This is a genomic window from Pseudomonas marginalis (genome assembly GCF_001645105.1).
Lineage (GTDB): Bacteria > Pseudomonadota > Gammaproteobacteria > Pseudomonadales > Pseudomonadaceae > Aquipseudomonas > Aquipseudomonas petroselini.
The window spans coordinates 302361-317323 of the sequence record NZ_LKEG01000044.1 but is presented as its reverse complement, the minus strand read 5'-3'; the positions used below and the strand labels follow the sequence as shown (position 1 = coordinate 317323).

Below are 14963 nucleotides of genomic sequence, written 5' to 3'. Positions count from 1 at the left end.
ATGCAGTCAACTGTGGGAGGGGGCTTGCTCCCGATGAGGCCAACTCGGTCTTCAGTAAGAGACCCATAAAAAAACGCCACAGGCCCAAGGCCCGCGGCGTTTTTTCAATGTCGCAACCGCTTACACGGTATGCAGGTACCAGTTGTACTCAAGGTCGGAGATGGAATGTTCGAACTCTTCCAGCTCACTTTCCTTACAGGCAACGAAGATATCGATGTATTTAGGATCGATGTACTTGGCCATCACCTCGCTGTCGTCCAACTCACGCAATGCATCGCGCAGGTTGTTCGGCAGGCTTTGTTCGTTCTGCTCGTAGCTGTTGCCTTCCACCGGTGCGCCAGGCTCGATCTTGTTGGTCAGGCCGTGGTGCACGCCTGCCAAAACCGAAGCCATCAGCAGGTAAGGGTTGGCGTCGGCGCCCGCCACGCGGTGTTCGATACGCACGGCATCGGACGAGCCGGTCGGTACGCGAATCGCCACGGTGCGGTTATCCAGGCCCCAGCACGGCGAGTTCGGCACGTAGAACTGTGCGCCGAAACGGCGATAGGAGTTGACGTTGGGGCACAGGAACGCCATTTGAGCGGGTAGGGTCTCGAGCACACCGCCGATCGCGTGACGCAATGCGGCGTTCTGCTCGGGATCCTCGCTGGCAAAGATGTTCTTGCCGTCTTTGTCCAGGATCGAAATGTGTACGTGCAAACCGTTGCCTGCCTGGCCTGGGTAAGGCTTGGCCATGAAGGTGGTGTCCATCTCATGGTCGTAGGCGATGTTCTTGATCAGACGCTTGAGCAGGACCGCGTAGTCGCACGCCTTGATCGGGTCGGCCACGTGGTGCAGGTTCACTTCGAACTGCGCCGGGGCACTTTCCTTGACGATGGCGTCGGCCGGGATGCCTTGCTCTTTGGCACCTTCCAGGATGTCCTGGAGGCAGTCGACGTATTCGTCGAGGTCGTCGATCAGGTAGACCTGTGTCGAGTGCGGGCGTTTGCCGGAGATCGGCGAGCGGGGCGGTTGTGGGCGGCCGTTCACGTTCTCCTGGTCGATCAGGTAGAACTCGAGTTCGAAAGCGGCGCAGATGGTCAGGCCAAGGTCGTCAAATTTGCTTACAACTTGGCGGAGCACTTCGCGCGGATCGGCGAAGAAAGGTTCACCTTCAAGTTCGTGCATGGTCATCAGCAGTTGCGCGGTAGGGCGCTTTTGCCACGGTTCATTGCACAGGGTGTCGGGGATTGGATAACAGATTCGGTCAGCATCACCGATGTCCAGGCCCAGGCCGGTGCTTTCCACCGTAGAGCCGTTGATATCCAGGGCAAATAAAGAGGCAGGCAGGTTAATGCCCTTCTCGTAAACCTTGTGGAGGCTGGTGCGTTCGATGCGCTTGCCGCGCACCACACCATTCATATCCGCAATTAGAAGGTCTACGTACAGAACCTCAGGATGATCCTTAAGGAACGCGTTCGCTTCGTTAAGCTGAACGGCACGCGGGGGTACCGACATGATGCAACACCTTTGTTGTTAAAAATATCAATCATTGATCTTTTCTCGTTTCAGTCAACCCGAACGGCATGCCGAAGTCAAGCGAGGCCTTTTTTGCCCTAAAAAAGCGCTGCGAAGGCTTTTTTGGGGCTTTTTGGGGCGGTTTTTTGGGTTTGACGGGCTTGGGACTCGCAGGCTTGAGCGGGCCGTGTTGTATTTTTTACGGGGGTGTTGTGTAAAAAAATGAACAAGGCTAAGCTCGATTCAAACCCATAACAGCAATAATACCGGGGTGCTTCATGTCTCGCCTGCCGCCACTCGGCGTCTTGGCCTGCTTCAGCCAGGCTGTGTCATCCGTCCATTCCTCCCGCGTGATTGCTCGCGCCCCGGCCAATATTCTTGACGCCCGGTCCGACCTCTTTTTTGCCTCCTCGTTTGCCACCGAACGGCTCGCTTCCGCTGTGCTGCTCAAAATTGCACACAACTTTGGCGTGAGGAATGCAACGCTGCAGCAAATGGCAGGTAAGCTCCTACCCTGAATGAAAAAACGACGCGGATGCTGCGTCAACCAACGCCTGGCCTTTAATGGATGCCAGGAAACCCAGCCCAGAGGCATTTATGAGTAACAACCTCGACCAGCTCACCGATTGGTTGAAAGACCACAAGATCACAGAAGTCGAATGCATGATTGGCGACCTCACCGGCATCACCCGGGGCAAGATCTCGCCGACCAACAAGTTCATCGCCGAAAAAGGCATGCGCCTGCCCGAGAGCGTTCTGTTGCAGACCGTGACCGGCGACTATGTCGAAGACGACATTTATTACGAATTGCTCGACCCGGCCGACATCGACATGATCTGCCGCCCCGACCAGAACGCGGTGTTCCTGGTGCCTTGGGCCATCGAGCCGACCGCCCAGGTGATCCACGACACCTACGACAAGCAAGGCAACCCGATCGAGCTGTCGCCGCGCAACGTACTCAAAAAAGTCCTCAAGCTCTATGCCGACAAAGGCTGGCAGCCCATCGTGGCGCCGGAGATGGAGTTCTACCTGACCAAACGCTGCGAAGACCCGGACTTCCCGCTGCAACCGCCGATTGGCCGTTCCGGGCGCCCCGAGACCGGTCGCCAATCTTTCTCTATAGAAGCCGCCAACGAATTCGACCCGCTGTTCGAAGACGTCTACGACTGGTGCGAACTGCAGGAACTGGACCTCGACACGCTGATCCACGAAGACGGCACGGCGCAGATGGAAATCAACTTCCGTCACGGCGATGCCCTGTCGCTGGCCGACCAGATCCTGGTGTTCAAGCGCACCATGCGTGAAGCCGCGCTCAAGCACAATGTGGCCGCGACCTTTATGGCCAAGCCGATGACCGGCGAGCCTGGCAGCGCGATGCACCTGCACCAGAGCATCATCGACATCGCTACCGGCAAGAACGTCTTCTCCAATGAAGACGGGTCCATGAGCGAGCTGTTCCTCAACCACATTGGCGGCCTGCAGAAATTCATCCCTGAATTGCTGCCGCTGTTTGCGCCTAACGTGAACTCGTTCCGCCGCTTCCTGCCGGATACCTCGGCGCCGGTGAACGTGGAGTGGGGCGAAGAAAACCGCACCGTGGGCCTGCGCGTACCGGATGCCGGCCCGCAGAACCGGCGGGTGGAAAACCGCCTGCCGGGCGCCGACGCCAACCCGTACCTGGCGATTGCCGCCAGCCTGCTGTGTGGCTACATCGGCATGGTCGAAGGCCATAACCCCAGCGCGCCAGTGGTAGGCCGTGGTTACGAGCGTCGCAACCTGCGCCTGCCGTTGACCATCGAAGACGCCCTGGAACGCATGGAAAACAGCAAGACCATCGAGAAATACCTGGGTCAGAAATTCATCACAGGCTACGTCGCGGTCAAGCGGGCCGAGCATGAAAACTTCAAGCGCGTCATCAGTTCGTGGGAGCGGGAATTCCTGCTCTTCGCCGTCTGATGCGCCGGGCGCGCCCTTGAAAGCGGCGCGCCCTTTACTGAAAAGTCTAGGAGATCGGTATGTCCAGCAACAACCCGCAAACCCGTGAATGGCAAGCCTTGAGCAGTGATCACCACCTGGCGCCGTTCAGCGACTTCAAGCAATTGAAAGAGAAAGGCCCACGGATCATCACCAAAGCCCACGGCGTTTACCTGTGGGACAGCGAAGGCAACAAGATCCTCGACGGCATGGCCGGCCTGTGGTGCGTGGCGATCGGTTACGGTCGCGATGAACTGGCTGACGCCGCCGCCAAGCAGATGAAAGAACTGCCGTACTACAACCTGTTCTTCCAGACCGCTCACCCGCCGGTACTGGAGTTGGCCAAGGCCATTTCCGATATCGCACCGGCCGGCATGAACCACGTGTTCTTCACCGGTTCCGGCTCCGAAGGCAACGACACCATGTTGCGCATGGTCCGCCACTATTGGGCGATCAAGGGCCAGCCGAACAAGAAAACCATCATCAGCCGCAAGAATGGCTACCACGGCTCCACCGTGGCCGGCGCCAGCCTGGGCGGCATGACCTATATGCATGAGCAGGGCGACTTGCCGATCCCGGGCATTACCCACATCGCGCAGCCGTACTGGTTTGGCGAAGGCGGCGACATGAGCCCCGAAGAATTCGGCGTGTGGGCTGCCAACCAGTTGGAAGAGAAGATCCTGGAACTGGGCGTGGACAACGTTGGTGCCTTTATTGCCGAGCCGATCCAGGGTGCCGGTGGCGTGATCGTGCCGCCCGCCACCTACTGGCCGCGCATCAAGGAAATCCTCGCCAAGTACGACATCCTGTTTGTCGCCGATGAGGTGATCTGCGGTTTCGGCCGGACCGGTGAGTGGTTCGGTAGCGATTTCTACGACCTCAAGCCCCACATGATGACCATCGCCAAGGGCCTGACCTCGGGTTACATCCCCATGGGCGGCCTGATCGTGCGCGACGACGTGGTGGCCGTGCTCAACGAAGGTGGCGATTTCAACCACGGCTTCACCTACTCCGGCCACCCGGTGGCGGCGGCAGTGGCCCTGGAAAACATCCGCATCATGCGCGATGAAAAAATCGTTAACCGCGTTCACGACGAAACGGCACCGTATTTGCAGAAACGTCTACGGGAGCTGGCGGATCACCCGTTGGTGGGTGAAGTGCGCGGTGTGGGCATGCTCGGTGCGATTGAGCTGGTGCAGGACAAGGCAACGCGCAAGCGTTACGAAGGCAAGGGCGCAGGCATGATCTGCCGAACCTTCTGCTTCGAGAATGGCCTGATCATGCGCGCCGTGGGCGACACCATGATCATTTCGCCGCCGCTGGTGATCAGCCAGGCCGAAATTGACGAGCTGGTGACCAAGGCTCGGCATTGCCTGGACCTGACTTTGGCGGCATTGCAGGGCTAAGTGCTAGGCTCAGTGCGCAGCGGCTTTCGGGCGCTGTGTGCCGAGCAGTTATAGATGAGGCTTTGGTTGAAAGCCGGCCTCAGAACTTGCCAGACTGTCGCCCTGTTTTGTTGCCCTTTAGACGGGCCGCAAAACCTTGTAAGAACGTGGCCCAAAAAAGAAAAATTGGAGCATCACCAAATGAAGGCATTAGGTTTGAAGAACGCTGGCAAGACCCTCCTCGCCTTGTCCCTGATGGGCGCAATGGCGGGCGCGGCCCAGGCAGACGATAAAGTGCTGCACGTCTACAACTGGTCCGACTACATCGCGCCGGATACCATCGCCAACTTTGAAAAAGAGTCCGGCATCAAAGTGGTGTACGACGTGTTCGACAGCAACGAGACCCTGGAAGCCAAGTTGCTGGCAGGCAAGTCCGGTTACGACATCGTCGTACCGTCGAACAACTTCCTGGCCAAGCAGATCAAGGCGGGCGTCTACCAGGAGCTGGACAAGACCAAACTGTCCAACTACGACAACCTGAACACATCCTTGCTGAAAGCCGTGTCGGTCAGCGACCCGGACAACAAGCACGCTTTCCCTTACATGTGGGGCTCGATCGGCATCGGCTACAACCCGGAGAAGGTCAAGGCTGCGCTGGGCGTGGACAAGATCGATTCCTGGGACGTGCTGCTCAAGCCTGAGAACATCGCCAAGCTGAAAAGCTGCGGTGTGAGCTTCCTCGACTCGCCAACCGAAATGCTGCCGATCGCGCTGCATTACCTGGGCCTGCCGACCGACAGCCAGAAGAAAGACGACCTCAAGCAAGCCGAAGCGCTGTTCCTGAAGATCCGTCCTTCGATCGGCTACTTCCACTCGTCCAAGTACATTTCCGACCTGGCCAACGGCAACATCTGCGTCGCCGTGGGTTATTCGGGTGACATCCAGCAGGCCAAGTCCCGCGCGGCTGAAGCCGGTGGCAAAGTGAAAGTGGCCTACGACATTCCGAAAGAAGGCGCCGGTAGCTTCTTCGACATGGTCGCCATCCCTAAAGATGCCGAAAACGTCGACGCCGCCTACAAATTCATGAACTACCTGTTGAAGCCGGAAGTAATGGCTTCGATCACCAACAGCGTACGTTTCCCGAACGGTAACGCGAAAGCCACCGCACTGGTCGACAAAGACATCACCAGCGACCCGGGCATCTACCCGCCAGCAGACGTGCAAGCCAAGCTCTATGCCATTGCTGACCTGCCAGCCGCAACCCAGCGTGAAATGACGCGCAGCTGGACCAAGATCAAGTCCGGTAAATAAGCCCTGAACCTTGTGGGAGGGGGAAATGTGGTGAGCGGGCTTGCCCCGCGCTGGGCTGCGAAGCAGCCCCATCGATCTGCGGTGAACCCGGCGGTGGACAAGCCGCCTCACCACAGCAAGCTCCCTCCCACACATTAAATGCCAGAAAGTTTTGCCGGATCGGTTTATCGAGGGTAAGTTGCGCGCCGGTTTTGTTGCCGGGCAACAACTTTAAGGCCCAACTATTTAAGAGGACCTCCACGTGCCAATTTCTTTATTTCGCAAAGCCTTGCTGGTGGGTGCAGGTATCACGCTGGCTGTCAGCGTGCAGGCCGCACCGACTGTGCATATTTATAACTGGTCGGACTACATCGGCACCGACACCCTGGCCAACTTCGAAAAAGCCAGCGGCATCAAGCCCGTGTATGACGTGTTTGACTCCAACGAAACCCTGGAAGGCAAGCTGCTGGCCGGGCGTACCGGCTACGACGTGGTGGTGCCGTCCAACCACTTCCTCGGCAAGCAGATCAAGGCCGGGGCGTTCCAGAAGCTCGACAAGTCGCTGCTGACACATTACGCCAACCTCGATCCGGCGTTGCTCAAGCGCCTGGAAAAGAACGACCCTGGCAACCAGTACGCCGTGCCGTACCTGTGGGGCACCAATGGCATCGGCTACAACGTCGACAAGGTGAAAGAAGTGCTGGGCGTCGACCATATCGACTCCTGGGCCGTGCTGTTCGAGCCGGAAAACATGAAGAAGCTGGCGACGTGCGGCGTGTCGTTCATGGACTCGGCGGATGAAATGCTGCCGGCAGTGCTCAACTACATGGGCCTTGATCCCAACAGCACCAACCCTGATGACTACAAGAAGGCTGAAGCCAAGCTGCTGAAAGTGCGTCCTTACGTGACCTACTTCCATTCGTCCAAATACATCTCCGACCTGGCCAACGGCAACATCTGCGTGGCGGCCGGTTTCTCCGGCGATGTGTTCCAGGCCAAGGCCCGCGCGGCCGAGGCGGGCAAAGGCGTGAACATCGCCTACGCCATTCCGAAAGAAGGCGGCAACCTGTGGTTCGACGTGCTGGCCATCCCCAAGGATGCGACCAACGTCAAAGAGGCCCACGCCTTCATCAACTATTTGCTGCAACCTGAGGTGATCGCCCAGGTCAGTGATTACGTCGGTTACGCCAACCCTAACCCTGGGTCGGACAAACTGATGGAGCAATCGATACGCACCGACGAAGCGGTTTACCCACCGCAGGCGGTACTCGACCGGACATTCGTCAACTTCGAGCTACCCCCGAAAGTGCAACGTTTGATGACCCGTAGCTGGACCAAGGTCAAGACGGGCAAGTAAGGCTCAAACTATCCTGGGTTCGCCCGCCTCGGGCGAACTGCACTGTTTTTTTTGGGAGTTTCGTAAATGGCAGTTGCCTCCGGCGCCTATAAGAAAGCCCTTGAGGGCGACCAGACACCGAAGAAGGTGTTGGTCAAAATCGACCGGGTCACGAAGAAGTTCGACGAGACGATTGCCGTGGACGATGTGTCCCTGGAAATCAAGAAAGGTGAGATATTCGCCTTGCTCGGCGGTTCGGGTTCGGGCAAGTCCACCTTGCTGCGCATGCTCGCAGGTTTCGAGCGCCCGACTGAGGGGCGCATCTACCTCGACGGTGCGGACATCACCGACATGCCGCCCTATGAGCGGCCGATCAACATGATGTTCCAGTCCTATGCGCTGTTCCCGCACATGACCGTGGCGCAGAACATCGCGTTCGGCCTGCAGCAGGACAAGATTCCCAAGGCCGAGGTCGACGCCCGTGTGGCGGAGATGCTCAAGCTGGTGCAGATGAGCCAGTACGCCAAGCGCAAGCCGCACCAGTTGTCCGGCGGCCAGCGTCAGCGTGTGGCGTTGGCGCGCTCCCTGGCCAAGCGCCCGAAACTGCTGCTGCTCGATGAGCCGATGGGCGCCCTCGACAAGAAACTGCGCTCGCAGATGCAGCTGGAGTTGGTGGAAATCATCGAGCGCGTGGGTGTGACCTGTGTGATGGTGACCCACGACCAGGAAGAGGCCATGACCATGGCCGAGCGCATCGCTATCATGCACCTGGGCTGGATCGCCCAGATCGGCAGCCCGATCGACATCTACGAAACGCCCACCAGCCGCCTGGTGTGCGAGTTCATCGGCAACGTCAACATCTTTGACACCCAAGTGGTGGACGACGCCGAAGGCCACGCGGTGCTCAAGTGCCCGGACCTGGACCGCGATATCTACGTGGGTTACGGCATCGCCACCTCGGTGGAAGACAAGTCGGTGACCTACGCCATCCGCCCGGAAAAGCTGCTGGTTACCACCGAAATGCCGACCTGCGAGCACAACTGGTCGAGCGGCAAGGTGCACGACATCGCCTACCTGGGCGGCCACTCGGTGTTCTACGTGGAGCTGCCGAGTGGCAAGCTGGTGCAGTCCTTTGTGGCCAACGCCGAGCGCCGTGGCCAGCGGCCGACCTGGGGTGACCAGGTCTACGTGTGGTGGGAAGACGACAGCGGCGTGGTACTTCGCTCATGAACACCAAGAAGCTCAAGCGCCGCTTGAACCGCATAATCCCCACCGGGAAGCAGGTCGTCATCGGGATTCCGTTCCTGTGGCTGTTCCTGTTCTTCGCGTTGCCGTTTTTCATCGTCCTCAAAATCAGCTTCGCCGAAGCCGACGTTGCGATCCCGCCCTACACCGAGATCTACACCTACGTTGAGCAGAAGCTGCAGGTGGTGCTGAACCTGGCGAACTACAGCCTGCTGGCGGGCGACGAGTTGTACATCGCCGCGTACCTGGGCTCGCTGAAAATGGCGTTCTTCAGCACGCTGCTGTGCCTGCTGATCGGCTACCCGATGGCCTACGCCATTGCCACTGCGCGCAAAGAGATGCAGACCGTGCTGGTGCTGCTGATCATGATGCCGACCTGGACCGCGATCCTGATCCGCGTGTATGCGTGGATGGGCATCCTCAGCAACAACGGCTTGCTCAATGGCTTCCTGATGTCCATGGGGTTGATCAACGAGCCGCTGCAGATCCTCAACACCAACATCGCGGTATATATCGGCGTGGTCTATTCGTACCTGCCGTTCATGATCCTGCCGCTGTACGCCAACCTGGTGAAGCATGACCAGAGCCTGCTGGAAGCCGCATCCGACCTGGGCTCGAGCACCTTCAACAGCTTCTGGAAAATCACCGTGCCGCTGTCCAAGAACGGCATCATCGCCGGCTGCATGCTGGTGTTTATCCCGGTGGTGGGCGAGTTCGTGATTCCGGAACTGCTGGGCGGCCCGGAAACCCTGATGATCGGTAAAGTGTTGTGGCAAGAATTCTTCAACAACCGTGACTGGCCGGTGGCGTCTGCCCTGGCGGTGGTGATGCTGGCGATCCTGATCGTGCCGATCATCCTGTTCAACCGCAGCCAAGCCAAAGAGTTGGAGGGCAAGATATGAAGCGCTTCAGTTTCTCGAGTTTCATGCTGGTAGCGGGGTTGTTGTTTATCTACCTGCCGATGCTGATCCTGGTGATCTACTCGTTCAACGAATCCAAGCTGGTGACGGTTTGGGGCGGTTGGTCGATCAAGTGGTACGTGGGCCTGCTGGACAACACCCAGTTGATGGGCTCGGTGGCCCGCTCCCTGGAAATCGCCTGCTACACGGCAGTGGCGGCAGTGGCGCTGGGTACGCTGGCGGCGTTCGTGCTGACGCGCATCAGCCAGTTCAAGGGCCGCACGCTGTTCGGCGGCCTGGTGACCGCACCGTTGGTGATGCCGGAAGTGATCACCGGCCTGTCGCTGTTGCTGCTGTTCGTGGCCATGGCGCAGATGATTGGCTGGCCCCAGGAACGTGGCATCGTCACCATCTGGATCGCCCACACCACGTTCTGCGCGGCGTATGTGGCCGTGGTGGTGTCGGCGCGCCTGCGTGAGCTGGACCTGTCGATCGAAGAAGCGGCGATGGACCTGGGCGCGCGGCCGTGGAAGGTGTTCTTCCTGATCACCATCCCGATGATCGCGCCGTCGTTGGCGGCGGGCGGCATGATGTCGTTCGCGCTGTCCCTGGATGACCTGGTGCTGGCGAGCTTCGTGTCGGGGCCGGGGTCGACGACCTTGCCGATGGAAGTGTTCTCGGCGGTGCGTCTTGGGGTTAAACCCGAGATCAACGCCGTGGCCAGCCTGATCCTGTTGGCGGTGTCGCTGGTGACCTTCCTGGTGTGGTTCTTCAGCCGCCGTGCGGAAGAGATGCGCAAGAAGGCGATCCAGCAAGCCATCGAAGAAGCAGCGGCAGATGGCTGGCAGCAGCCGGACAAGCGTCGGGCGCCTGCACCGGTTTAAAACCCGGAACGGGGACCCAATGTGGGAGGGGCTTGCTGTGGTGAGCAGGCCTGTTGTGGTGAGCGGGCTTGCCCCGCGCTGGGCTGCGGAGCAGCCCCAAAACCAGGCACCGCGTTCTTTCTGAAGGAATGTGGTGCCTGCAAAAGGGGCCGCTCCGCAGCCCAGCGCGGGGCAAGCCCGCTCACTACATGGATCGGGTTTGGCTTGTTGGTTAAGCAGTCCAGGGGGATTTGCGGATGACTTCGACAAAATTCATCGGCCGGAACCCCGGCTCCTGATCCACCAGCACATCCGTCTTCACGTTGCCAAACGTGGTGTGTGGGCGATGGCGCAAGCCGTCGGCGAACGCGCAGATGATGCACTCCTTGAACCCTTCACCGCGTGGATGCGCATGCACCACGGCGTCGCGCTGCACGTTGCTGAACGCGGCGTAGTCCATGCCCAGCACGTCCATTTCGACACCCGCAGTCACCAGTGCAACGGTTGGACGCAAATGCTGCGGCACCCCCGGCGTGGTGTGCAGGGCGATGGACAACCACACCTGTTCGATGTCGTCATCGCTCAGCCCGTAAGGCTTGAGGAAGGAAGCGGCGGCGTTGGCGCCGTCCACTTCGAAGCGTTCGTCGTTACTGCGATGGCCTTCCACCAGGCCGAGGTCATGGAACATCGCGCCGACGTAGAGCAGCTCCGGGTTGTAGGCGAGTTGCTTGCGTTCGCCACTCAACGCGCCGAACAGGAATACCCGGCGGGAATGGTGGTAAAGCAGGTCGGATTCGACGTCGCGGATGTATTCGGTGGTGGCCTTGGCCAGGGCGCTGTCAGGGATCTGGATGCCGGCGATGGTGGTGGTCATGGGCGTTCTCCTCTGGAAAGCATCCAGTCTGGTCGCGTGCCCGTGGAGGGGCTAGCGCGGCGAGGAAGCGATGTCGGCCAATGTGCAGCCACATCGTGCCAAGGCAAAATCAGCTAGGGTGTAGCAGGCGATTGGTCCCTCGAACCTTGCAAAAATCAAACTGTGGGAGGGCAATTGCGTTTATTCAGTTAGAGAAGGTGTGTTGTTCATGGGCAAAACCGTTGCCATCCTGATTTTCCCCGGCGTCCAGTCACTGGACGTGACCGGCCCCATGGATGTGTTTTGCGAGGCCAACCGGTTTCTAGCGCCTGAGGACCATTACCAGCTTGAAGTGATTGGCCTTGGCCGCGGCACCATGGCCGCCTCCAACGGCCTGTCATTGCAGGCCCAGCGGCACTACAGCGAAGCCCTGCACGCTTATGACCTGCTGCTGGTCGCTGGCGGCCCGCAGTTACCCTTCGAAGACTTCGGCACGCAGTTCGATGATTGGTTGCGGGGCGCCACCGCGCGTGCGCAACGCTTCGGTTCGATCTGCAACGGCGCGTTCATGCTGGCCCGAGCCGGGCTGCTGGATGGGAAAACCGTCACCACCCATTGGAACGACGCGGCTGATCTGGCGCGCCTGTGCCCCACCACCCAGGTTGAGGCCGACCGCCTCTACGTGCAGGACGGCAACCTCTACACCTCGGCTGGGGTCACGGCGGGCATCGATCTGTCGCTGTATCTGCTGGCCCAGGATCATGGCCCGGAAGTCGCGTTGAGTGTGGCCAAGCGCCTGGTGGTGTTTACCCAGCGCTCGGGTGGGCAGTCGCAGTTCAGCCCGTTTCTCACGCCCCACGCCGAAACCACGTCAGCGGTGGCGCTGGTGCAGCTGCACGTGCTGGCGAACCTGACGGGGGACCTGACCATTGCCGACTTGGCCAAGGCAGCCAATATGAGCGCGCGCAACTTCTCGCGGGTGTTTGCCCGTGAAGCACGCATCACCCCGGCGGAGTTTGTCGAGCGGGCGCGGGTGGACGCCGCGCGGGTGATGCTGGAAAGCAGCCCGGCGCCGCTCAAGACTGTGGCCTATCAATGCGGCTTTCGCGATGCCCAGCACATGCGCAGTGTGTTCAACCGCCGGCTGGGCGTGACGCCGCAACAGTTCCGGCTTAACTTTGCGGCGCCGATCTAATGTGGGAGCGAGCAAGCCCCCACCGTTTGACCGCGTTGCAAGCGGTTATCTGGCGGGCAGCAGTTTCAGTGTGCCGCGCGTATTGGCCGTCACTTCCTCATCGGTGAAATGCGCCTGTTCGTAACCGCCTTCGATGTAGGTTTCCGCCTGGTCGCCGTAATGCCGGTCAAACGGCACACCGCTTTGCCCGACCGGGTTGATGGTCAGGGCGTGCGCCACGTCGGCGAAGTCGATCAGGCGGCGCGTAGAAGGCCCGTAGGTGACGGGCCACGGCGCCGGGCCGATATTGGCGGACTGGTTGTTCGGCACTTCGTGGGTGCCCGGCGCCGGGAACGGGCCGACATTGACGATCAGGTCCAACGGCTTCTGCGAGCCCAGCGGGTGGCCGTGGGTCAGGGTGTGCGCCTTGCCCCACTGCCACTGGGTCGGATCATCCCCTAAGGTGGCCTTGAGGTGCGCCATGCTGTTGTCCCAGGCGAGCTTGACGGTCTCCGCGCGCTTGCCATTCCACCACGGCGAATCCGGCGCGGCGGCCAGGCGTGGCAGGGCAGCGTCGATCACGCGGGTGCTGAGCAGGGTCTTGAACATGGCGTCGCCGAGCTTCGGGTGGAAGGCGGCGTCGGCCAGGTTGAACAGGAACTGGTTGAACAGCGTGGCGCTGGTGGAGTCCAGCGGGTAGTCACCCTTCCAGCGTGCAAGCTGCTCCACCAGTTTCAACTGCGCCGGGTCCTTGACACCCTCGCGCAGCACCGGCAACAGCGGCGCCAGCAGGCGCGGGCCGAAGGCGGTGGTGGTGCCCAGCTGCAGGGCCTGGCTGTTGTTCACGTCCCACTTCACGCTCTTGTCGCTCAACTGCGCGTTCAACTGCTGGCCACGGTCGGCCAGGTTGTAATAGCCGGGGATCTCCATGCCGGTGGGCGAAACCGGCTGGGCGTTGGCCGACACCACATAACCACGTGCCGGATTCTCTTCCTGGGGGTTGGCGCTGAAGGGGTAGAAGCCCAGTTTGTCGGCTTGGGGGCTGCTGCCGTCGAGGATAAACCCGGCGTTGACCCCGGCCGGACGAATCGGCAACTGCGCCGCCGCCCACCAGCCGATATCGCCCTTGGCATTCGCCCACACAATGTTCAGCCCCGGCGCGGACACCTTGGCTGCCGCCGCACGCGCCTTGACCAGGGTGTCGGCGCGGTTGAGCTGGTAGAACCCTTCGAGGATCGGGTTCTGGGTGTCGAGGAACGCCCACCACATGGCAATCGGTGTGTTGCCGGCGTTTTCGCCCAGCACGTCATTGATGATCGGGCCGTGGGGCGATTGGCGCAGGGTCAAGGTCACCGGCGCCTGGCCCTTCACCGCAATCTGTTGCTCGGTGCTTGTCATGTCGACCCACTGGCCGTGGTACCAGACCTGGTTGGGGGTGTCCGGGTTGGTCTTTTCGGCGATGAGGTCGAGGTCATCGTTCTGGAACATGGTCAGGCTCCAGCCGAAGTCCAGGTTGTGCCCCAGGAACGCCACCGGCACGAGGGCGTTGTGATAGCCATACAACTCGAACCCTGGCGCTGACAGCTGCGCTTCATACCACACCGACGGCACCGAGAAACGGATATGCGGGTCGCCGGCCAGCAACGGTTTGCCGCTCTGGGTGCGGTTGCCGCTGATGGCCCAGGCGTTGCTGCCTTCGAACTGCGGCAGGCCGTTGTCGGCCAGGGCCTGCTCACTCAGGGCGGCGATGGCGCCGAGGGTCTGCCAATCGCCGGCAGCCAGGTTGAGGGCGCCCTTGGGTTGCCAGTCGAGGTCGAAGACTTTCAGGTAGTCGCTGCCCAATTGGTCACGTACGTAAGTCAGCAAAGGCTCGGTACGAAAGGCAGCGGCAAAGCTGTAGGCCATATACCCGGCGACGCTGATGGTGTCCTCGGCGGTAAACGGCCGCTTGGGGATGCCCAGCACGTCGAACTCCATCGGGCGGGCGTGGCTGTCCTGATATTGGTTAATCCCGTCCAGATAGGCTTGCAGCGCCTTCCAGTGCGCCGACTCATGGTCCAGCTGCGCCACATAGGTGGCCGCGCGGTCGCGAATGCGCAGGCTGCGGAACAACTTGTCGGTCTCCAGCACCTTGGGCCCGAGCACCTCGGCCAGCTCGCCACGGGCCAGGCGCCGCATGATCTCCATCTGGAAAAGGCGGTCCTGGGCATGCACATAGCCCAAGGCGCGATACAGGTCGGTTTCATTCTCGGCCCGAATGTGCGGCACGCCACGGTCGTCGTAGCGCACCGTGACCGAGCCTTGCAGGTTGGCCAGTGTCACCGTGCCCTGGCGGGTGGGTTGTTTGCTGTAGACGTACGCGCCTGCGCCGAGGGCGATCATCACTACAAGAACCGCGAGAACCCGCAAGACGCGCTTCATGAACATTCCTTACCAAGAGTGGGTGG

The 14963-nt window shown here is 60.5% G+C and carries 12 protein-coding genes; 9 read left to right on the top strand and 3 right to left on the bottom strand.

Features of this window, described 5'->3' with window-relative positions; genetic code table 11:
* Positions 1-120: 120 nt before the first annotated feature.
* Positions 121-1497 (bottom strand): glutamine synthetase family protein, encoded by a 1377-nt coding sequence (locus AO064_RS19640; RefSeq protein ID WP_003213894.1) that lies wholly within the window; start codon positions 1495-1497, stop codon positions 121-123.
* 278 nt (positions 1498-1775) lie between these two features.
* Here AO064_RS19640 and AO064_RS30385 point away from each other — a divergent pair, with 278 nt between their 5' ends.
* The 8 genes from AO064_RS30385 to AO064_RS19605 all read left to right on the top strand — a co-directional run bounded on the left by AO064_RS30385 (position 1776) and on the right by AO064_RS19605 (position 10510).
* The gene (locus AO064_RS30385) at positions 1776-2015 is read left to right on the top strand and encodes a hypothetical protein (protein WP_015886418.1); all 240 of its coding nucleotides are present in this window, start codon (positions 1776-1778) and stop codon (positions 2013-2015) included.
* Positions 2016-2094: 79 nt separating this feature from the next.
* A complete protein-coding gene (locus AO064_RS19635) occupies positions 2095-3453 on the top strand; it encodes a glutamine synthetase family protein (RefSeq protein WP_015886417.1) in 1359 nt (452 codons plus the stop codon).
* Between the two features lie 59 nt (positions 3454-3512).
* Positions 3513-4877: an aspartate aminotransferase family protein gene (locus AO064_RS19630; RefSeq protein ID WP_015886416.1), complete on the top strand. Its 1365-nt coding sequence runs from the start codon at positions 3513-3515 to the stop codon at positions 4875-4877.
* A gap of 195 nt (positions 4878-5072) precedes the next feature.
* Positions 5073-6167 carry a polyamine ABC transporter substrate-binding protein gene (locus AO064_RS19625; RefSeq protein ID WP_064054398.1) on the top strand — a complete coding sequence of 365 codons (1095 nt, stop codon included), beginning with the start codon at positions 5073-5075 and terminating at the stop codon, positions 6165-6167.
* Between the two features lie 241 nt (positions 6168-6408).
* Positions 6409-7503: a polyamine ABC transporter substrate-binding protein gene (locus tag AO064_RS19620; RefSeq protein ID WP_064054361.1), complete on the top strand. Its 1095-nt coding sequence runs from the start codon at positions 6409-6411 to the stop codon at positions 7501-7503.
* 66 nt (positions 7504-7569) lie between these two features.
* Complete coding sequence (locus AO064_RS19615) at positions 7570-8712, top strand: ABC transporter ATP-binding protein (RefSeq protein ID WP_064054360.1); 1143 nt, start codon at positions 7570-7572, stop codon at positions 8710-8712.
* A 35-nt stretch (positions 8713-8747) separates the two neighbouring features.
* On the top strand, positions 8748-9629 hold the full coding sequence (locus tag AO064_RS19610) for an ABC transporter permease subunit (RefSeq protein WP_231810212.1): 882 nt from the start codon (positions 8748-8750) through the stop codon (positions 9627-9629).
* A complete protein-coding gene (locus AO064_RS19605; protein ID WP_046034911.1) occupies positions 9626-10510 on the top strand; it encodes an ABC transporter permease subunit in 885 nt (294 codons plus the stop codon). Before AO064_RS19610 ends, AO064_RS19605 begins: the two co-directional genes overlap by 4 nt.
* 211 nt (positions 10511-10721) lie before the next feature.
* On the opposite strand, the gene AO064_RS19600 is transcribed toward AO064_RS19605, so the two are convergent.
* Entirely contained in the window at positions 10722-11363 is a 642-nt protein-coding gene (locus AO064_RS19600; RefSeq protein WP_064054359.1) for an HD domain-containing protein, read from the bottom strand.
* Positions 11364-11571: 208 nt separating this feature from the next.
* Between AO064_RS19600 and AO064_RS19595 the strand changes: the two genes are divergently transcribed.
* The gene (locus tag AO064_RS19595) at positions 11572-12537 is read left to right on the top strand and encodes a GlxA family transcriptional regulator (RefSeq protein ID WP_064054358.1); all 966 of its coding nucleotides are present in this window, start codon (positions 11572-11574) and stop codon (positions 12535-12537) included.
* Between the two features lie 45 nt (positions 12538-12582).
* On the opposite strand, the gene AO064_RS19590 is transcribed toward AO064_RS19595, so the two are convergent.
* Positions 12583-14937, bottom strand: coding sequence for a penicillin acylase family protein (locus AO064_RS19590; RefSeq protein WP_064054357.1), 2355 nt, complete (start codon positions 14935-14937; stop codon positions 12583-12585).
* Positions 14938-14963: the final 26 nt, after the last annotated feature.